The organism is Streptomyces sp. NPDC107562 (assembly GCF_055657325.1).
In genome coordinates this window covers 45,142-64,504 of sequence record NZ_JBVKBE010000003.1, presented here as the reverse complement: position 1 = coordinate 64,504, position 19,363 = coordinate 45,142, and the positions used below count along the sequence as shown (strand labels likewise).

Here is a 19,363-nt window from a genome sequence, read left to right as displayed (position 1 = left end):
CCGGCTCAGGCGACAGCGCGCGCCGTGGGGTGTGGGGGAGATCTGCATCCGCGCTCCCGCTATCGCGACCTGTGGAAGCGGGGGGGTCGATCGGTGTCGCCGGAGTGTTCGCCTTGGGCGGTGTTGCCGTGAGGGCGGCGAAGCGGGCGTTGCGAGGTGCGGCGGCCCCCGGCGGGGTGGGCTCGGGCGGTCGACGTCAGGGCGTCGGCCAAGCGGTCGAGCACGGCCGAGGCCTGTTCGTCGGTGATGGTGAGCGGGGGGAGCAACTGGACGACGCTCGGTCGGCCAGGGGCGATGCCGACGATCAAGCCGCGCCGGAGGCACTCCCGTTGCACGGTGGCGGCCAGGCCGGCGGCGGCGGAATGCGCGCCGCCGTGCGCAGGTACTTCCCCGGTCGGCGGCGAATCGGCAGCGCCGCCGGGCCATGCAGTGCCGAACTCATCGCGGGGCCGTCGGTCATCAGCCGCTTCCCGATCCGCCACCAACTCGAGGCCGATCATCAACCCTCGTCCGCGCACCTCGCCGATGCAGGCGAACTCATCAGCCAGGAAGTCGAGTTCGGAGAGAAGGCGGGAGCCGATGATCGCTGCTCGTTGGGCGAGTCGGTGTTCGCGGACATGGGCGAGGGTCGCGGCGCCCGCGGCGAGGGCGAGTTGGTTGCCGCGGAAGGGACCGGCCGACGCGATGGGCCGGGGCGGCACAAGGGCTTCGTGGTGGATCACCGCGGCCAGCGGAAGGCTGCCGCCGATGGCATCGGAGAGGATCATCACGTCGGGCGTGGCCCCGCTGTGCTCGACGGCCCAGAAGGCACCTGTCCTGCCAACGCCGGTCCGCGTCTCGTCGGCGATCAAAGGGATCGAGCGGGCGGCCGTGAACTGCCGGGTCGCCCGCATCCAGGCGTCGGACATGGGGAAGGCCCCACAGTCGCCGTGGACGGGTTCGACGACGATTCCGGCGGGATCGGTCGCAGCGGGCGTGGCGGAAAAGGCCGCCTCTCTCCCCTGAGCCGACTCGCTCCGTCGAGCCGACTCGCTCCATTGAGCCGCCAGGTCGCCGTGGCCCTCGTCGGCGGCCCCGAAGGGGCAGCGAGAACCGGTCCTCGACCCGCCCGCCGAGAGCGGCCCGCGCTCGGTGCGCGTCAGCGCGACGATTCCGGAGCGTCCGGTGGCCGCGCGTACGAGCGCGACGGCGGTCTCGACGGCTTCCGTCGCCGAGGGGCCGCAGAACCGCACGCGGGCGTGTTCGGCGAGCCCGGGCGGCAGGGTGCGCCTCAACTCCGTGACGAAGGAGTCCTCGACGGGGGTGGCGAGGTCGGGGACGTCGAGAGGGGCGCCCGAGTCGAGGACCTTGCGGATCGCCGCGAGTACGGCGGGGTGGTTGTGGCCGAGAGCGAGGGTTCCGGAGCCCGAGAGGCAGTCCAGGTAGCGGCGTCCGTCCGCGCCCTCGACGGTCATGCCGCGGGCGCGTACCGGCACGATCGGCAGGGCGCGTGCGTAGGTCCGCGCCGCCGTCTCGCGCGACTGCTGTCGGCGCGGGGCACCCTCGGTCACTGGCACGACTCCTTGTCCTCCCGTTCTTGGGCACCCTCCGGCCGCTGTGGGGTGGCTGGTTGGTCGCACGCTCCCGGCGGGCGGCCGCGTCTCGCCCGCCTCCGCCGGCGGTGCGCTCACGTGCGGGTGGGCCGCACGGCACGCGCGCGCCCGTCGCCCCACTGCTCTGCCCGCACGTGCTCTGCCCGCACACCGCCCTCGGAGCCCGGAGCGCCGCGAGACGCCCACGGGGTCACCAAGGCCGATGGGCCTTGTCCACGCGTGTCCTTGATGACGTCGACGACGTCCACACATCCGACGCGCCCGTCGCAGGACTCGCGCCCACGCCGCACCCCGGGACGGTCACTGTCGACGGCACACCTCCCGAGGCGATCCACGTGGTACATGGGCACACAGGACCGGCCCCGGTCCCCGCCCCCACCGCTACCAACCGCGGTCCCGCCACCGGGTTACGGGTTGCTTCAAGATCCTTGCCGTGACGGAACCGTTGCCGTTCCGTCGGAAGTCCCCCACAGCGAGCGCATAGTGTGGTGTGCCGTTCCCGGAAAGCCGTGAGATCGGCCTGAACCGCAGGTGAGTTCGGCCAGGATCGCGGCTGCGGCGCCGAGTCCTTTCACCACCAGGGGGAGTACCACCATGCGATCCATACGGCCGTCGTTCACCGCTAGCCGGGAGGGTCGCGCCCGTCGCAGAACCTCCCCGGCGCTGGCCGCCGTCGCGCTGGCCTCCACGCTCGCGCTCACCGTCACCGCGTGCGACTCGGGTGACTCCGCCGTGGATGCCAAGGCGTCGACCTCGGCCACTGCGGGGGCCGACGGCGAGTTCAAGATCCCGGACGACATCAAGGACCAGCTCAAGGAGCACGGGATCGATCTGGACAACTGGCGGAACGGCGCCTGGAAGAACTGGGACAAGGACGACTGGCTTCGCGAGGCCGAGGACTACATCAACCCGATCATCGAGGACCTGTGGGACCCGGACCGGATGCGGGAGGCCGAGGAGCCGGACCAGGCGGTCGACGAGGGTGACATCTCCGGTGACCAGGGGGTGACCGACCCGACCCCCGAGCCGGTGGAGGCGGAGGCCGTGCCGGCGTCGTACCACGACAACGCCCCCGAGGCGGGCAAGGTGCTCTTCGACTCCCCCGAGGGCACGATGGTCTGCTCGGGCACGGTCGTGAAGGACCCGGCCAACCCCGGCAAGTCCAACCTCGTGTGGACCGCGGGGCATTGTGTGCACGCGGGCAAGAGCGGCGGCTGGTACCGCAACATCGCGTTCGTGCCGTCGTACAACGACGCGGGCCTGTCGGCGGCGGAGCTGCAGAGCGCCACCAAGGAGGAGGTCGCTCCGTACGGCGTCTGGTGGGGCGACTGGGTGCAGACCTCGGACCAGTGGATCGAGCAGGGCAGTGCGACCGGCGGCCAGGGGGCGGCGTACGACTTCGCCGTGCTGCATGTGACGCCGGAGGACGGCAGTGGGGGCAAGTCGCTGGAGGAGATGGTGGGCGCGGCGGTGCCGGTCGACTTCGACGCTCCGGCCGTGCCCGAGATGGACAGCATGACGGCGACGGGCTACCCGGCGGCGCCGCCGTACGACGGGCAGAAGCTGTACCGGTGCGAGGACAAGCCGGGTCGTCTGTCGATCAATGCCTCGGACCCGACGATGTACCGGATCGGCTGCACGATGACCGGTGGCTCGTCCGGGGGCGGCTGGGTCTCGACGGGCTCGGACGGAAAGCCCGCGCTCGTGTCCAACACCTCGATAGGGCCGGTTACTTCGGGCTGGCTGGCGGGACCGCGACTGGGTGAAGAGGCCGAGGGTGTGTTCCAGGCCGTGAGCGGCAAGTTCGCCGGCCGGTGATCAGGCTGGGCCGCGCCCAGCACGTGGGCACCGCGGCCCAGCACCTTCTGACGACATCTCAACGGGGGTCACACCACCATGCGTTCCCTACTTGAACGCCGCACCAACAGCACGACCAGAGCCACCAGGAGCACCAGGACCGCCAGGACCACCCGCACCACCTTCGCCGCTTCCTCCCTGCTCATCGCCCTCGCCCTCACCGCCACCGCGTGCGGCGGCGGCAGCGCGGACGAGGGGGCCGACCGGGCGGGCGCCGCGGCTTCGCAGGAGACCGGCGACGGTGACGGCAAGGCCGGGATACCGGCGGACATCGCGGACCGCCTCGCCGAGGCGGGCATCGACGTGGACGCCTGGAAGGACGGCGGCTGGAAGAACTGGGACAAGGACAAGTGGCTCAGTGCGGCCGAGGACTTCGCCAATCCGGTGATCGAGGGCCTGTGGAAGCCGGAGCGGATGCAGTCCGCGCAGGAGGCCGACAAGACGCTGTCGACGAAGGACGCGTCGGCCGGCCTGGGCGTCAGCGATCCGGAGCCGGCACCGGTCCAGGCCGCGGCGGAGAAGACGCCGTACCACCGCAACGCCGCACCGGTCGGCAAGGTCTTCTTCGACTCGCCCGAGGGCTCGATGGTCTGCTCGGGCACGGTCATCAAGGACGTGAACCACCCGGGGAAGTCCAACCTCGTCTGGACGGCGGGCCACTGCGTGCACGCGGGGCAGAACGGCGGCTGGTACCGGAACATCATGTTCGCCCCGGCCTACAACGACCTCGGCAAGTCCCAGGCGGAGCTGGGCAACGCCTCCAGCAGCGAGATAGCGCCGTACGGGAACTGGTGGGCGGACTGGGCCTCCACCTCCGACGGCTGGCTGCAGGGCGGCTCGGCGACCGGCGGTGCGGGGGCGGCGTACGACTACGCCGTGCTGCACGTGCAGCCCGAGCAGGGGGCCAAGTCCCTGGAGGAGACGGTCGGCGCGGCACTGGATGTGGACTTCTCGGCACCGTCCGCGGCGGAGTCCGGCGAGATGGGCGCGTGGGGGTATCCGGCGGGGCCGCCGTACAACGGGTTGCAGATGTTCAAGTGCATCGACCGGCCGGGGCGGTTCTCGCTCAGCCCGGCGCTGCCGACGATGTACCGGATCGGCTGCACCATGACGGGCGGTTCGTCGGGCGGCGGCTGGTTCCGGGTGGTGGACGGCAAGACCGTGCTGGTCTCGAACACCTCGATCGGACCGCCCGACAGCACCTGGCTCGCGGGGCCGCAGCTCGGGCAGGACGCACAGGCGCTGTACGAGAACATGAGCCGGACGTACGGCGGTCGGTGACGCGCCGATGACGAAGGCCCGCCCCTCACATCAGGGGCGGGCCTTTTCCGTCGGAGGCGCCGGGCGGACGGGTCGATCCGCTAGGCGGCCGGGCTCGGAACGTACGGCGCCAGTTCCGCCGCGAGCTCCTCGTGCACCCGGACCTTGAGCAGCGTGCCCTCCGGGGTGTGCTCCTCGGAGACGACGTCGCCCTCGTCGTGGGCGCGGGCGACCAGCTTGCCCTGGGTGTACGGCACGAGCACCTCGACCTCGACGGAGGGGCGGGGCAGCTCGTTGTCGATCAGCGCGAGCAGTTCGTCGATGCCCCGGCCGGTACGGGCCGAGACGGCGATCGAACGCTTCTCGATCCGCATCAGCCGCTGGAGGACCAGCGGGTCGGCGGCGTCGGCCTTGTTGATCACGACGATCTCGGGCACGTCGGTGGCGCCTACGTCCCGGATCACCTCGCGCACGGCGGCCAGCTGCTCCTCCGGGGTCGGGTGCGAACCGTCGACCACGTGCAGGATCAGGTCGGACTCGCCGACCTCCTCCATCGTGGAGCGGAACGCCTCGACCAGGTGGTGCGGCAGGTGCCGGACGAAGCCGACGGTGTCGGCCAGCGTGTACAGCCGGCCGCTCGGGGTCTCCGCCCGGCGGACGGTCGGGTCCAGGGTCGCGAACAGCGCGTTCTCGACCAGGACGCCGGCGCCCGTGAGGCGGTTGAGCAGGGAGGACTTGCCCGCGTTGGTGTAGCCGGCGATGGCGACGGAGGGCACCTTGTGGCGCTTGCGCTCCTGGCGCTTGATGTCGCGGCCGGTCTTCATCTCCGCGATCTCCCGGCGCATCTTCGCCATCTTCTCGCGGATCCGGCGCCGGTCCGTCTCGATCTTGGTCTCACCGGGACCACGGGTGGCGAGACCGCCGCCCTTGCCGCCGCCCATCTGACGGGACAGCGACTGACCCCAGCCTCGCAGCCTCGGCAGCATGTACTGCATCTGCGCGAGCGCGACCTGCGCCTTGCCCTCTCGGGACTTGGCGTGCTGGGCGAAGATGTCCAGGATCAGCGCCGTACGGTCGATGACCTTGACCTTGACGACATCCTCGAGGTGGATCAGCTGGCCGGGGCTGAGCTCACCGTCGCAGATGACGGTGTCCGCGCCCACGTCGACCACGATGTCGCGCAGCTCCTCGGCCTTGCCGGAACCGATGTAGGTCGCGGCGTCGGGCTTGTCGCGGCGCTGGGTCACACCGTCGAGCACGAGCGCGCCCGCGGTCTCCGCGAGGGCGGCGAGCTCCGCGAGGGAGTTGTCCGCGTCCTGCACGGTCCCCGAGGTCCAGACGCCGACGAGGACGACCCGCTCCAGACGGAGCTGGCGGTACTCGACCTCGGTGACGTCCTCGAGCTCGGTGGAGAGGCCGGCGACGCGGCGCAGGGCCGCACGCTCGGAACGGTCGAACTGGTCGCCGTCCCGCTCTCCGTCGATCTCGTGGCTCCAGGCGACGTCCTCTTCCATCAGGGCATCGGCCCGAAGACCTTCGGGAAAGTCGTGCGCGAGGCGCTTGGTGTCCTGGGAAGGGGAAGAAGAGGAGGTCATTGGGTCCTTACGTCGTTGGGGATACCGTGGTGCGGCGACGGGGCGCCGCGTCGGAAGAGCCTGTCGGACCCCTGTGCGTAGCTGGTCCGTCACTGTGCTCAACGCACGAGGCTCCGGGGAGATTCCCGTCGCCTGCGCCGCCGACCTGAAAAGGGTCGCACGCAACGCCCCGTCTCGTCACTGTGTTATTCCCCGCCGTGCCCCGCCGTAGCCTTCCTCGGCGTCTTGACCTTGGGTGCGGCCGGCTTCTCCGGCGACTGGCGGGCCGTCTCCGGCTTCCAGTCGGGGTGCCCGGGCATCGGCGGGGTCTTCTCGCCGTACAGCCAGGCCTGGAAGAAGCTGTCCAGGTCGCGTCCGGACAGCTGGGAGGCGAGGGAGACGAAGTCGGCCGTGGTCGCCGTGCCGTCCCTGTACTGGCTCACCCAGGCCCTCTCCAGGCCCTCGAAGACCCGCTGCCCGATCTCCTGGCGCAGGGCGTACAGCACCAGGGCGGCCCCGTCGTAGACGTTGGGGCGGAAGATGCCGAGGCGGCTGTCGGACTCGGGCACCATGGGTGCGGCGGGCGGGCCGCCGGCGGCGCGCCAGCGGTCGGAGGCGCCGTATGCGGCGCGCATCCGCGACTCCAGGGACCGGTTCGACTTCTCCTGCGCGTACAGCGCCTCGTACCAGGTCGCGTGTCCCTCGTTGAGCCACAGGTCGGACCAGGTGCGGGGGCTGACGCTGTTGCCGAACCACTGGTGGGCCAGCTCGTGGACCATGACCGAGTCGACGTACCACTCGGGGAACGCGGGGTCGCTGAAGAGCTCCCTCTCGAAGAGGGAGAGGGTCTGCGTCTCCAGTTCGAAGCCGGTGGAGGCGTCCGCGACCAGCAGGCCGTACGTCTCCAGGGGGTACCGCCCGATCTTCTCCTCCATCCAGGAGATCTGCTCGGGCGTCTTCGCGAGCCACGGCTCCAGCGCGGTCTTGTAACGGGTCGGGACGACATCGCGCAGGGGGAGCCCGTGCGGTCCGGTGCGGCGGAGCACCGTGGAGCGGCCGATCGAGACCTGGGCCAGCTCGGTGGCCATGGGGTGCCGGGTGCGGTACGTCCAAAGGGTCGCGGTGCCGGCGCGGCGTACGTCGGCCTGGAGTCCGTTGGCGACGGCCGTGTAGCCCTCGGGGGCGGTGATGCGGAAGGTGAAGGCGGCCTTGTCGGAGGGGTGGTCGTTGCAGGGGAACACCAGGTGGGCCGCGTCGGCCTGGTTGGCCATCGCCAGGCCGTCGGAGGTGCGGACCCAGCCGCCCTCGCGGCCGGCGGCGGGCATGGGGTCGCTGGTGTGCCGCACGGTGATGCGCATCCGCTGCCCCTGGGGCAGCGACTCCTCCGGCGTGATCACCAGGTCCTCGCCGGCCGCGGCGAACGAGACCGGCTCCCCGTCCATCTCCACGGAGGAGACCTTGCCGCGGGCGAAGTCGAGGTTGACGCGCGAGAGGGGGGCGGTGGTGCGGGCGTCGATGGTGGTGACGCCCTGGAGCGGCTTGTCGTTGCTGCCGGGATACGTGAGGGACAGGTCGTAGGCCGCCACGTCGTACCCCGGGTTGCCGAGGTACGGGAAGAGGCGGTCGCCGACGCCCAGGGGGATGGGCGAGGCGCTCGCGGCGACCAGACAGACGGAGGCGGCGGAGGCGGTCAGGGCGGCCTTCAGCCGACGGTTGATCCTGGGGCGGTGGGTGCGGGCTCGGGCGCCGTCGGTGGCGGGCCGGTGAGCCCTGTCACGGGGGGTGAGCAGCATGGGCTACGGCTATCAGCGCGCGCGTACGGCGCCACGGCGACGCGCGCCGGGCGCACCCGAACGGGGTGCGGGGTGGGGGCCAAGGCGCGCAGTGGCAGGGGGCGGCGCAGAGGGGCCCGAGTGGGTTCCGCGTGCGCGCGGGACGCGGCTGCCCGGTTCAGGCCCGGGTCACCAGGTCGACACGGGGTGCTGCGCCCGGCTCACGTCGTACACACCGGCCACGTTGCGCATCGCGCGCATCAGGCCGGGCAGGTGGGCGGCGTCGGTCAGTTGGAGCGTGTAGGTGTGGCGGACCCGTTGCTGCGTCGGGGGTTCCACGGTGGCCGAGACGATCTCGGCGCCCTGCAGGGCGATGGCCTCGGTCAGGTCCGCGAGAAGGTGGGGGCGCCCGAACGATTCAGCGACCAGCGTCACCCGGCACTCCGCGCTGTCCCCCCAGTTCACGCCCACCTCGGCACGTCCCGTGCCCTTCATCCGGGCCACCGCCGCGCACCCGACGCGGTGGACGGTCACGACTCCCCCGCGTACGGCGAAGCCGGTGACCTCATCGGGCGGTACGGGGGTGCAGCAGCGGGCGAGCCGGACGCTCGCGCCCGGGCGGTCGACGACCGCGGCCGCGGCCGCGGTGGGCGCGGGTGACGCGGGGCGTACGGCGGTCTCGTCGGCGCGTGGCTCGCGGTTCGTCTCCGTCGTGGCCGTCCCGCCCGTGTCCGTGGGTGTGGGATGCGCGGTCAGCCACCGCTGGATGGCGATCCGGGCGGCCGGCGTGTGGGCGTGGTCCAGCCACTCCCGGGAGGGCTCGGAAGCGGGGTCCTGCCCCATGAGCAGCTGGACCGTGTCGCCGTCGCGCAGGACGGTGCTCAGCGTCGCCAGGCGGCCGTTGACGCGGGCCCCGATGCAGGCGTGCGCGTCCTCGCCGTACTGGGCGTACGCGGCGTCCACGCAGGAGGCGCCCTCCGGCAGTCCCAGGGTGCCGCCGTCGGGGCGGAAGACGGTGATCTCACGGTCCTGGGCGAGGTCCTCGCGCAGGGTGGACCAGAAGGTGTCCGGGTCGGGTGCGGCCCGCTGCCATTCGAGGAGGCGGGAGAGCCAGCCGGGGCGGGTCGGGTCGGCGCGCTCGCCGTCGGCCGGGTCCTCGGAGGAGGCGGGCGGCGCATAGGGGTTGCCGAGCGCGATCACTCCGGCCTCGGCGACCTTGTGCATCTGGTGGGTACGGATGAGCACTTCGGCGACCTGGCCGTCCGCGCGGGCGAGGGCGGTGTGCAGCGACTGGTAGAGGTTGAACTTCGGTACGGCGATGAAGTCCTTGAACTCCGAGACCACGGGCTTCATGCAGGTGTGCAGTTCGCCGAGGACGCCGTAACAGTCCGCGTCCTCGTTCACCAGCACGAGCAGCCGGCCGAAGTCGCAGCCGCGCAGCCGGCCGCGTTTGCGGGAGACGCGGTGCAGGGAGACGAAGTGCCGGGGGCGGATGAGGACTTCGGAGGCGATGTCGGCCTCGTTCAGCACGGTGCGCATCTCGGCGGCGATCTCGGCGAGCGGGTCGTCGCCACGGGCGGCGTTCTCGACGAGCAGGGCGCGGGTGTGCTCGTACTCCTCGGGGTGGAGGATCGCGAAGACCAGGTCCTCCAGTTCGGTCTTGAGGGCCTGGACGCCGAGGCGTTCGGCGAGCGGGATCAGGACGTCCCGGGTGACCTTGGCGATCCTGGCCTGTTTCTCGGGACGCATCACGCCGAGGGTGCGCATGTTGTGCAGCCGGTCGGCGAGTTTGATCGACATCACCCGGACGTCGCTGCCGGTGGCGACGAGCATCTTGCGGAACGTCTCGGGTTCGGCGGCGGCGCCGTAGTCGACCTTCTCGAGTTTGGTGACGCCGTCGACGAGGTAGCGCACCTCCTCGCCGAACTGCTCGCGCACCTGGGCGAGGGTCACGTCGGTGTCCTCGACGGTGTCGTGGAGCAGGGAGGCCGTCAAGGTGGTGGTCTCGGCGCCGAGTTCGGCGAGGATGAGGGTGACCGCGAGCGGGTGCGTGATGTAGGGCTCACCGCTCTTGCGCATCTGGCCGCGGTGCGAGGACTCGGCCAGGAGGTAGGCGCGGCGCAGCGGTTCGAGGTCGGCGTCGGGATGGTGGGCGCGATGCGCCTCGACCACGTGGCCGATCGCGTCGGGCAACCGGTCGCGGGCAGCGGGCCCGAGCAGGGCGGCGCGGCCGAGGCGCCGCAGGTCGAGTCGCGGGAGCGACCTTCTGCGGGGCGCCGGCGAGGGCACGGGGCCTGTCATCGGGCCCGCTACGGCACCTGGGCTCGCAGGGTTCGTGGCCTCCGCACTCATGGGCACCTCCGGCTGCGTGGACCGGCGAACGGGGTGCCCCATGGCGGACACGGCTCAGGGGTGGTTGACATCTCCCCCGTCCGGGCCGGTGCTTGATGCTATCGAGCCCACCACGCCCACCTGACCGCCTCTCGGCCAGCGTGAAACGGATCACCCATTCGAGCGATGATTTGGATGTTTATGGCCGGGCACGGCATGAACTGGGCTGCCAGGTGTCGAACGTCCGAGCGGAGGACCGGCCGCCATTCGCCGTACGGCGGCCGCTTCCTGGCGGGGTGTCAGCCGATCACGCGGGCCCGGAGAAGCGGACGCCCCGTCAGCCCGTCGCGCCCGCGAGCCACTCCATGTCGATCTCACCCTCGGCGACGATCACCGCCGGACCGGTCATCTCGACCGCGCCGTCCGGCCGTTCGGTGATGACGAGGCGTCCGCCGGGGACGTCGACGGTGTACGTCACCGGAGTCCCGGTGACGGCGGGGTCGGCGCCGTCGCGGCGGGCGGTCGCCACGGCGACGGCGCACGCGCCCGTCCCGCAGGAGCGGGTCTCGCCGGAGCCGCGCTCGTGCACGCGCATGGCGACGTGCCGGGGGCCGCGGTCGACGACGAATTCGACGTTGACGCCGTCCGGGTAGGCGGCGGCCGGGCTGAACGGCGGCGGGGAGAGCAGGTCGCCGGCGTCGGTGAGGTCGTCCACGAACGCCACGGCGTGCGGGTTGCCCATGTTCACGTTCCGCGCGGGCCAGCTGCGCTCGCCCACGCCCACCGTGACCTCGCCCTCGGGGAGCCGTGCGCTGCCCATGCCGACGGTCACGTCACCGTCCTTGGCAAGGTGCACGGTCTTCACGCCCCCGCGCGTGGCGACGGCGATGTCACCCTCGGTCACGTGACCGGCCCGCTGGAGGTAGCGCGCGAACACGCGCACGCCGTTGCCGCACATCTCCGCGATCGAGCCGTCGCCGTTGCGGTAGTCCATGAACCACTCCGCCTCGGCGGCCATCTCCTTGGCCTCGGGGTGCGCCGCGGACCGCACGACGTGCAGCAGGCCGTCGCCGCCGATGCCCGCGCGGCGGTCGCACAGGGCGGCCACGGCGGTGGCCGACAGGTCGAGGGCGTTCTCGGGGTCCGGGACGATCACGAAGTCGTTCTCGGTGCCGTGCCCCTTGAGGAAGGCGATCCGCGTGCTCATTCCTCGATCGTACGGGGTGAGCACGGCACCCGGTCGCGCCCGGGGCGCGGTCGAGCGCCCGCTCAGCGCAGCCGCGCGACCCGCCAGACCGCGAGCACCACCACCGCGGCCACCACGACCACGTACGCGAGCACCACCCGCCAGTCCGGTCGCCGTCCGGAGCCGCGCTGCGGCAGCCCCGGCCAGGTGTGGCCGACCTTGCGAGCGGCCATCATGCCCCAGCCGGCCGCGCAGGAGCAGATCAGCAGCCCCAGCATGGCGATCACGGCGCCGCTGTCGCCGAAGTCGAAGGCGAGCGGGAAGGCGAACATCAGGGAGCCCACCGCGGCCAGGCCGACGATCGGCGCGAGCTGCCACAGGCGCAGGCGGCGCTGCGGGCGCAGCTCGACCTCGACCTCGGGACCGCCCACGAACAGCTCGTCCGGCTCGGGGCCGTCGTCGCTCACACCGTCCGGCGTCTCGTCGAGCCCGTCCGCGGCGAGGCGGACGTCGCCGTCCGGGGTGAGTCGGACGTCCCCGTCCGAGGCCAGAGGGCTCTCACCGCCGAGTCCGGGGGCGGCCTCGGCGCCGGAGCCGGGTGCCGCACCGTCGATGCCGAGCGGATCGTCCCCGTGGGCGCCGGCCGGCCCGTCCGTGTCGGCGCCGGGACGGACATGGCCGCCCGCGGTCGGTCCCCCCACGTCGACGCCCGGACGCCCGTGGTCGTCCCGCTCCGCTTCACCACTCCCGGTGGCGGCGTGCTCGGCGGCTTGTGCCGTGTTGCGAGGGCCGGCCTCCATCGCCACGCGCCCTCCCAACTAGGACTCCACTTGGTCGATCGAAGCTCGATGATGGCACGGCGCCGGAGGCCCGGATGACGGCCGGGGCGTCCCGATGCCATCACGTGATCAGGCTGTGACCGGTCGTTCGACCAACGCCAGGGCGCGCCGTGGAAGTTCCCCGCGGTCCGCCGCGGCCCCACTGAGCCAATGCACCCGGGGGTCGCGCCTGAACCATGAATCCTGACGGCGCGCGAAGCGTTTGGTGGCCCGTACGGTCTCGGCCCGGGCCTCCTCCATCGTGCATTCACCGGCCAGCGCGGCGAGCACCTGCTGGTAGCCGAGTGCGCGCGACGCCGTGCGCCCCTGGCGCAAGCCCCGCGCCTCCAGTGCGCGCACTTCCTCGACGAGCCCGGACTCCCACATCCGGTCGACGCGCAGCGCGATGCGCTCGTCGAGCTCGGGTCGCGCCACGTCGACGCCGATCTGCACGGTGTCGTACACCGAGTCGTGCCCCGGCAGGTTGGCCGTGAAGGGCATCCCGGTGATCTCGATCACCTCGAGCGCTCGGACGATGCGGCGGCCGTTGCTCGGCAGGATCGCGCGCGCGGCGTCGGGGTCGGCGGCGGCCAGTCGGGCGTGCAGCGCTCCCGAGCCGCGCAGCGTGAGCTCCTCCTCCAGCCGGGCCCTGACCTCGGGGTCGGTGCCGGGGAACTCCAGGTTGTCGACCGCCCCCCGGATGTACAGGCCCGAGCCGCCGACGAGGATCGGCCAGCGCCCCTCGGCCAGCAGGCGCTCGATGTGCTCGCGGGCCAGCCGCTGGTACTCGGCGACGGAAGCCGTGACCGTGACGTCCCAGATGTCGAGGAGGTGGTGCGGGACCCCGCCGCGCTCCTCGGGCGTCAGCTTGGCGGTGCCGATGTCCATCCCCTGGTAGAGCTGCATGGAGTCGGCGTTGACGACCTCCCCACCGAGCTGCTGGGCGAGGTGGACGCCCAGATCGGACTTTCCGGCCGCGGTCGGTCCGACGACGGCGATGACTCGGGGGGCGGGAAGTGCGCTGCTCACCGCACCAGTCTCGCAAACCTCCGAGGCCGCTCTCGAACGAGTTACGTGACGGAGGCTTCCCGGAGTCGTTGCCCGTTGCGGGGTTCGCGCCGCCGGTTCACCGGGGCGGCGACCCGGGCGACACACGGACGCTTCCCGGCCTCCTCGGCCTCGCCCGGGCAGGGGGACCTCATGGCGACGCGGGATTTTGCCCGCGCGAGTAACGTATGGAGTTGATATGGGCGTTTTTGCGCGACTTTTCCGCAAGTCGAAGACGACGGAGGAGAAGACCACGGAGGAGACGTCGACCGCCGAGACGTCGACCGCCGAGGCGGGGACCGACCAGCCGTCGGCCCGGCCGGCGACGGACGAGGTCACGGAGGCCAAGGCACCCGGTGGGACCGAAGCCGGGGCCGCGACGGACGCGGCGGCCAGGACGGGCGGCGAGGGCGACGCTCCGGAGTCCGTCGAGATCCCGCAGCAGCAGTCGCCCGGCCAGGCGGCCGACAGCGAGGCCGACGAGGGCGCCCGCACGTGACGGTCCCGCGAGGGAAGGTGAACCCATGGGTCTTTTGGACAATCTGAAGGCCAGGCTGGGCCCGGCCAAGGGCAAGGTCTCCGACCTCGCGCAGCAGCACGGGGGCAAGATCCAGCACGGCATCGACAAGGCCGCCAAGGCCGTCGACGACCGGACCAAGGGCAAGTACAGCGACAAGATCCACCACGGCACCGACAAGGCGAAGGGTGCCATGGACCGGCTCGCGCACAAGGACGACAGGGGTACGGGAGGCGGTGCGACCACGCCGCCGAGCGGCCCGCCGCCGGCCTCCTGAGGCGAGCGCGGACCAGCGAACCGGTCATACGGCACGACCGACGGGCGGCCGCGGAGCACCACGCTCCCGGCCGTCCGCCGTATCGGGCCCTACGACCAGGACGCCACCACGTACCCCACTCCGTACGGTGCGTCCTCGTACAGCAGTGCCCCGCCGAGCGGCGCGCCCTCGGCCGCGCCCGCGAGCACCTGCCAGGGCGCACGCCCCGACACCATGAGCTGACGCGCGAGCTCCACGTCCAGCGCCGCCAGGGCCGCGAGGTCCGCCGACCCGAGCGCACGGCCCACCGCCGCGTCGAACGGCTCCGCCCGCTCGTCGAGATAGCCCGGCGCCTTCAGCGTGCGGCACGCGCTCGCGTCGCCCATCACCAGCAGCGCGACCCGCTCGCCCCCGGCGGCGATCTCCCTGCCGATGTCGCCGCACCGCTCGGGCGGGAGATCTTCCCCCACGGCGAGCCCCTCGACCGGCGCGTCCGCCCAGGCGGTTCGCTCCAGCAGCCACGCGGCGACCGCGAGCGAGGGCGGCAGCGTGGCCGGCACGGTCGTCCCGGCCCCGTCGGCCGCGCCGCCCCGGCCCAGCCGTACGCCGACGTCGACACCGAAGCCGCGGAACGAACCGTGCGTACCCTCCGGATACGACTCGGTCCCGCCCTCGCGGGTGGGCCCGACGACGATCAGCCTGTCGGGCCGGGCGGCGGCGAGGACGCCCAGCGCGTCCGTGCACGCGGTGCGGGCGAGGTCCATCTCAGGAGCGGCCCCCGCGGCGACCGCGGGGACGAGGAGCGGCGGGCAGGGGCACACTGCGGCGGCGACAAGCATGATCGGCAGCGTAACCCCCACCGTCGTCGCCCCCGCGGACGTCATCCTCGCAAGGCGCCCCGCGGACGTCATCCTCGTAAGCCGCTCCGCGGACGTCATCCTCACAAGCCGCCCCGCCGCCCCCCGTACTCAAGCGCTCGCCCCCGCAGAGGCCCACCCCGCGGAGGCCGCCCGCCCGGTCGGTCGGCCTCAGTCGAGGGCGCAACCGCCGCCCGTGGCCACCGGCAGCGGCTCCGGGACGCCCACCGTCGGCAGGCCCAGCAGCACGCCCGCCGGCTTGGCGGCCTCCGCCGTGTTCCGCTTCTCCCAGGCGTCGCCCGCGCGCGTGCGGCGCACGGCGAGGACGGGTCCCTCGGCGAGGAGGTGGTGCGGAGCGGCGTAGGTCACCTCGACCGTGACCACGTCGCCGGGGCGCACCTCCTCGTCCGGCTTGGTGAAGTGGACCAGCCGGTTGTCGGGGGCGCGGCCCGACAGGCGGTGGGTGGCGCCGTCCTTGCGGCCCTCGCCCTCGGCGACCATCAGCTCCAGGGTGCGGCCGACCTGCTTCTTGTTCTCGTCCCAGGAGATCTCCTCCTGGAGGGCGACGAGACGCTCGTAGCGAGCCTGGACGACCTCCTTGGGGATCTGCCCCTCCATCTCGGCGGCCGGCGTACCGGGACGCTTCGAGTACTGGAACGTGAACGCCTGCGCGAATCGGGCCTCGCGCACCACGTGCAGGGTCTGCTCGAAGTCCTCCTCGGTCTCGCCGGGGAAGCCCACGATGATGTCCGTGGTGATCGCCGCGTGCGGGATGGCGGCGCGGACCTTCTCGATGATGCCGAGGTAGCGCTCCTGGCGGTACGAGCGGCGCATGGCCTTCAGGACCGTGTCCGAGCCGGACTGGAGGGGCATGTGCAGCTGCGGCATCGCGTTCGGCGTCGCCGCCATGGCGGCGATGACGTCGTCCGTGAAGTCACGCGGGTGCGGCGAGGTGAAGCGGACGCGCTCCAGGCCCTCGATCCCGCCGCAGGCCCGCAGCAGCTTGCTGAAGGCCTCGCGGTCACCGATGTCGGAGCCGTAGGCGTTGACGTTCTGGCCGAGCAGCGTGATCTCGGAGACGCCCTCGGCGACCAGGGCCTCGACCTCGGCGAGGATGTCGCCGGGGCGGCGGTCCTTCTCCTTGCCGCGCAGCGCCGGGACGATGCAGAAGGTGCAGGTGTTGTTGCAGCCGACGGAGATCGACACCCATGCCGCGTACGCGCTCTCGCGGCGCGTCGGCAGGGTCGAGGGGAACGCCTCCAGCGACTCGGCGATCTCGACCTGGGCCTCTTCCTGCACGCGCGCGCGTTCCAGCAGGACGGGCAGCTTGCCGATGTTGTGCGTGCCGAAGACGACGTCCACCCAGGGCGCACGCTTCACGATGGTGTCGCGGTCCTTCTGCGCGAGGCAGCCGCCGACGGCGATCTGCATGCCGGGCCGCTGGGCCTTCTTCGGCGCGAGGTGGCCGAGGTTGCCGTAGAGCCGGTTGTCGGCGTTCTCCCGTACCGCGCAGGTGTTGAAGACGACGACGTCCGCCTCGCCGTCCGCCCCTTCCGGGGCGCGGACGTAACCGGCGTCCTCCAGCAGGCCGGCCAATCGCTCGGAGTCGTGGACGTTCATCTGGCACCCGTAGGTGCGGATCTCGTAGCTCTTGGGTGCTTGAACGTCCACTGCCGGGCTCCGGTCGCTGCTGCTGGTCATGCGTCAAGGGTAGGCGGTCCCGCGAGGGGGCCGTCCCCGTCCTGGAAGGGGGCCCTCCCGGTCCCGGAAGGGCCCCGTCGCAGGGTCGCACGGGCAAACGGGGACGTCACTCGCCGGGCGGAGGCAGGGGTGGAGTCCGCGGTGACGGCGGCGGTGTCGCCGGTGGTGAGGCGAGGACGCAGGACACGACGACCACGAAGGGCCACACGGACTGGAAGCCGGTCACCAGGCGTTCGACGGCTCCGGCGGAGCCCTGCCGGCTCGCCTCGACCAGGAACCAGGCCGCGCCGGCGCACATCACGGCGGTGGCCGCGACGCAGGGTGCGGGGCGCAGGGCCCACGGAGCGCCCCCGCCGCGCTCGGTGGCCAGCACCGGCCACACCGCGAGGAGCGTGAAGGCGACCGTGGCGACGGATCCGTGACGCAGGGAACCCCCGCTGCTCGGGGTCGGGAGCAGCGCCACCATGAGCGCCGCCACTCCCCCGGCCGCCAGCGCCACCCGTCCGGCGAGCGCGGCCGCGCGCAGTGCCCAGGCGGTCAGCAGGTGGCAGGTGCCGAGGGCGAGCAGCGCGACGGTCATCACCCAGAATCCCGCCGCCCCGTACGCCGCCAGGACGCTGATGGTCTGGGTGACGGGGTCGTAGGCCGGTCCCTCCAGTCGTGCCGCGACCGTCCAGCCCGAGATCAGCAGGACGGGCGGGCATCCCGACGAGACCAAGGCCCACCTGGGAACCGTTCGCATCCGCACACGGTAGAACGCCGACCAGCGCCTTCCGGGTACACACGCGGTCGGCCCTGCCCGGATCGCGCCCCTCGTGAGCTCACCGTTCCCCGCCGGCCGTGGGAACGAGCAGCCGCAGCTCCGCACCCCGCCCCGGTGCCGGCCCCAGTGTCAGCGCCGCCCCGACGAGCAGCGCCCGTTCCCGCATACCGCCGATGCCGGCTCCTTCCGGCGCCCCTTGGAGACCCCGGCCGTTGTCGCGGACGTACAGCTCGACGCCTCCGGCGACCGGTCCGAACCGGAGGTCCGCACGGTCGGCACCGGAGTGCCGCGCGGTGTTGGTGAGCGCCTCCTGGGCCACCCGGTAGACCACCAGTTCGGTCTCCTGGTCCAGTGCGGGCAGCTCGCCCTGCACGTCGTGGCGCACCGTCAGCCCATGGCCGGTGAACTCACCGGCCAGCGCCCGCAGCGCACTGGCCAGCCCCAGCTCCTCCAGCACCCCGGGCCGCAGCCGGCGCGCGATACGCCGGATCTCGTCGAGACCGGCCCGGGTCGCGTCCTGCGCCTGGCCGACCTCGTCCCTCAACTCCCGCGGCGCGCGGTCGGCGACCCGCTTGAGCTGGAGCAGAACGGCGGTGAGGGTCTGCCCGACCTCGTCGTGGAGCTCGCGCGCGATGCGGTGGCGTTCCCGCTCCTGCGCGGAGAGGGCGCGTGCCGCGCTCGCGGCGCGTTCGGTCTCCAACCGGTCCAGCATCGTGTTGTACGTCGTGATGAGCACCGCGGTCTCCACCGGCCCGGAGACCTCGGCGCGGGCGCCGGGCCGCAGCAGATCCGCGGTGGCCATGGCCCGTCCCAGACGGCCCAGCGGCGCCAGACCCACGCGCAGGACGGCGGCGTTGACCGCGAGCAGCGCCGCGAGGCCGCAGACGACGACCAGCACCTCGCCCGGCAGCACCGGGGTCGACACCGTGACCGGGCCGAGCAGCAGGGCGGTGGCCACGAGCAGGCCGAGGGCGTTCAGGGAGAAGATCCGCCAGAACAACGACACGCCTGTACCGACTCCTCTCCCTGCCCTGGCCGACAGCACCGCCCTGACCAGCCTCTCCGCTCCCCGCCGCCGCTGTCCATCCGTGCTGACACCCATGTCGCCACGGTACGGGCGGATGGCAGCATGGCGGGGCCGACGGCCTCCGCGCGACCGTCGGCAGGCAAGCACCGCTCCCGGCGCCACCAGGATCAGCACCGCTTTCCGTACGGCACCGCGCACCGCACTGCACTGCACTGCACCACACGGCATGCGCACGACACGGCATGCACACGACGCCGCACGGCATCCGCACGACACCACACGGCATCCGCACGACGATCAGCAAGGGGAACAATCGTGTCCGCTCCACGCCTCAGGGCGACGCCGCTGCCGGGCATCGGGGTCCAGTACGACCTCGTCACCCGGGAACACCGCCACCTGTCCGTGGTGGCCCATCGCGACGGCACCCGGACGGTCAACGTCTACCGGACCGACGACCCCGACTCCTGCGCCCAGTCGCTGCACCTGACCACCGCCGAGGCAGGCGCACTGATCGACGCGCTGCAGCCCTCGCACCACAGCAACAGCCTGCTCTCCACCACCGACCTCGGCCTGGTGGCCGAGCGGATCGAGGTGGGCGCGACCTCACGCTGGAACGGCCGCGTGCTCGGTGACACCCGGCTGCGGACCGAGACCGGCGCGTCCGTCGTCGCCGTGCTGCGGCGGGCCGAGGCCATTCCGTCCCCGACCCCCGACTTCCGGCTCGCGGGCGGCGACACGCTGATCGTCATCGGCACCCGCGAGGGCGTCGACGCCGCCGCGGCGATACTCGGGCGGGAGTGAGCCG

At 72.5% G+C, this 19,363-nt stretch carries 16 protein-coding genes; 5 read left to right on the top strand and 11 right to left on the bottom strand.

Annotation, left to right across the window (positions count from 1 at the left end; translation table 11 throughout):
* Positions 1-59: 59 nt before the first annotated feature.
* Positions 60-1,556: an aminotransferase class III-fold pyridoxal phosphate-dependent enzyme gene (locus ACZ7LV_RS10680; protein ID WP_471937907.1), complete on the bottom strand. Its 1,497-nt coding sequence runs from the start codon at positions 1,554-1,556 to the stop codon at positions 60-62.
* A gap of 630 nt (positions 1,557-2,186) precedes the next feature.
* Between ACZ7LV_RS10680 and ACZ7LV_RS10675 the strand changes: the two genes are divergently transcribed.
* Both ACZ7LV_RS10675 and ACZ7LV_RS10670 read left to right on the top strand, forming a co-directional pair.
* On the top strand, positions 2,187-3,410 hold the full coding sequence (locus tag ACZ7LV_RS10675; RefSeq protein WP_471937904.1) for a trypsin-like serine peptidase: 1,224 nt from the start codon (positions 2,187-2,189) through the stop codon (positions 3,408-3,410).
* A gap of 78 nt (positions 3,411-3,488) precedes the next feature.
* Positions 3,489-4,730, top strand: coding sequence for a trypsin-like serine peptidase (locus tag ACZ7LV_RS10670; protein ID WP_471937901.1), 1,242 nt, complete (start codon positions 3,489-3,491; stop codon positions 4,728-4,730).
* Between the two features lie 80 nt (positions 4,731-4,810).
* On the opposite strand, the gene hflX is transcribed toward ACZ7LV_RS10670, so the two are convergent.
* The 6 genes from hflX to miaA all read right to left on the bottom strand — a co-directional run bounded on the left by hflX (position 4,811) and on the right by miaA (position 13,419).
* Positions 4,811-6,304: a GTPase HflX gene (hflX, locus tag ACZ7LV_RS10665; protein WP_471937898.1), complete on the bottom strand. Its 1,494-nt coding sequence runs from the start codon at positions 6,302-6,304 to the stop codon at positions 4,811-4,813.
* A gap of 185 nt (positions 6,305-6,489) precedes the next feature.
* Positions 6,490-8,076, bottom strand: coding sequence for a M1 family metallopeptidase (locus ACZ7LV_RS10660; RefSeq protein ID WP_471937896.1), 1,587 nt, complete (start codon positions 8,074-8,076; stop codon positions 6,490-6,492).
* A 168-nt stretch (positions 8,077-8,244) separates the two neighbouring features.
* Positions 8,245-10,407, bottom strand: a complete 2,163-nt coding sequence (locus tag ACZ7LV_RS10655) for a RelA/SpoT family protein (protein ID WP_471937894.1) — start codon at positions 10,405-10,407, stop codon at positions 8,245-8,247.
* Positions 10,408-10,723: 316 nt separating this feature from the next.
* Positions 10,724-11,593 (bottom strand): diaminopimelate epimerase, encoded by an 870-nt coding sequence (gene dapF, locus ACZ7LV_RS10650; RefSeq protein ID WP_471937892.1) that lies wholly within the window; start codon positions 11,591-11,593, stop codon positions 10,724-10,726.
* Positions 11,594-11,655: 62 nt separating this feature from the next.
* Positions 11,656-12,123 carry a hypothetical protein gene (locus ACZ7LV_RS10645; RefSeq protein WP_471939169.1) on the bottom strand — a complete coding sequence of 156 codons (468 nt, stop codon included), beginning with the start codon at positions 12,121-12,123 and terminating at the stop codon, positions 11,656-11,658.
* 357 nt (positions 12,124-12,480) lie between these two features.
* Positions 12,481-13,419 carry a tRNA (adenosine(37)-N6)-dimethylallyltransferase MiaA gene (gene miaA, locus ACZ7LV_RS10640; RefSeq protein ID WP_471937890.1) on the bottom strand — a complete coding sequence of 313 codons (939 nt, stop codon included), beginning with the start codon at positions 13,417-13,419 and terminating at the stop codon, positions 12,481-12,483.
* Positions 13,420-13,636: 217 nt separating this feature from the next.
* Between miaA and ACZ7LV_RS10635 the strand changes: the two genes are divergently transcribed.
* Positions 13,637-13,936 carry a hypothetical protein gene (locus tag ACZ7LV_RS10635; RefSeq protein WP_471937888.1) on the top strand — a complete coding sequence of 100 codons (300 nt, stop codon included), beginning with the start codon at positions 13,637-13,639 and terminating at the stop codon, positions 13,934-13,936.
* A 25-nt stretch (positions 13,937-13,961) separates the two neighbouring features.
* On the top strand, positions 13,962-14,231 hold the full coding sequence (locus tag ACZ7LV_RS10630) for an antitoxin (RefSeq protein WP_471937886.1): 270 nt from the start codon (positions 13,962-13,964) through the stop codon (positions 14,229-14,231).
* Between the two features lie 89 nt (positions 14,232-14,320).
* Here the strand turns inward: ACZ7LV_RS10630 and ACZ7LV_RS10625 are convergent, their stop codons facing one another.
* The 4 genes from ACZ7LV_RS10625 to ACZ7LV_RS10610 form a co-directional block, all read right to left on the bottom strand.
* Positions 14,321-15,049 carry a class III extradiol dioxygenase subunit B-like domain-containing protein gene (locus ACZ7LV_RS10625; protein WP_471937884.1) on the bottom strand — a complete coding sequence of 243 codons (729 nt, stop codon included), beginning with the start codon at positions 15,047-15,049 and terminating at the stop codon, positions 14,321-14,323.
* 189 nt (positions 15,050-15,238) lie between these two features.
* A complete protein-coding gene (gene miaB / locus ACZ7LV_RS10620; protein ID WP_471937882.1) occupies positions 15,239-16,768 on the bottom strand; it encodes a tRNA (N6-isopentenyl adenosine(37)-C2)-methylthiotransferase MiaB in 1,530 nt (509 codons plus the stop codon).
* 106 nt (positions 16,769-16,874) lie between these two features.
* Entirely contained in the window at positions 16,875-17,510 is a 636-nt protein-coding gene (locus ACZ7LV_RS10615) for a DUF998 domain-containing protein (RefSeq protein ID WP_471937880.1), read from the bottom strand.
* A 79-nt stretch (positions 17,511-17,589) separates the two neighbouring features.
* Positions 17,590-18,537, bottom strand: a complete 948-nt coding sequence (locus tag ACZ7LV_RS10610; RefSeq protein ID WP_471937878.1) for a sensor histidine kinase — start codon at positions 18,535-18,537, stop codon at positions 17,590-17,592.
* 336 nt (positions 18,538-18,873) lie between these two features.
* Between ACZ7LV_RS10610 and ACZ7LV_RS10605 the strand changes: the two genes are divergently transcribed.
* On the top strand, positions 18,874-19,359 hold the full coding sequence (locus tag ACZ7LV_RS10605) for a cation:proton antiporter regulatory subunit (RefSeq protein ID WP_471937876.1): 486 nt from the start codon (positions 18,874-18,876) through the stop codon (positions 19,357-19,359).
* Positions 19,360-19,363 lie beyond the last annotated feature (4 nt).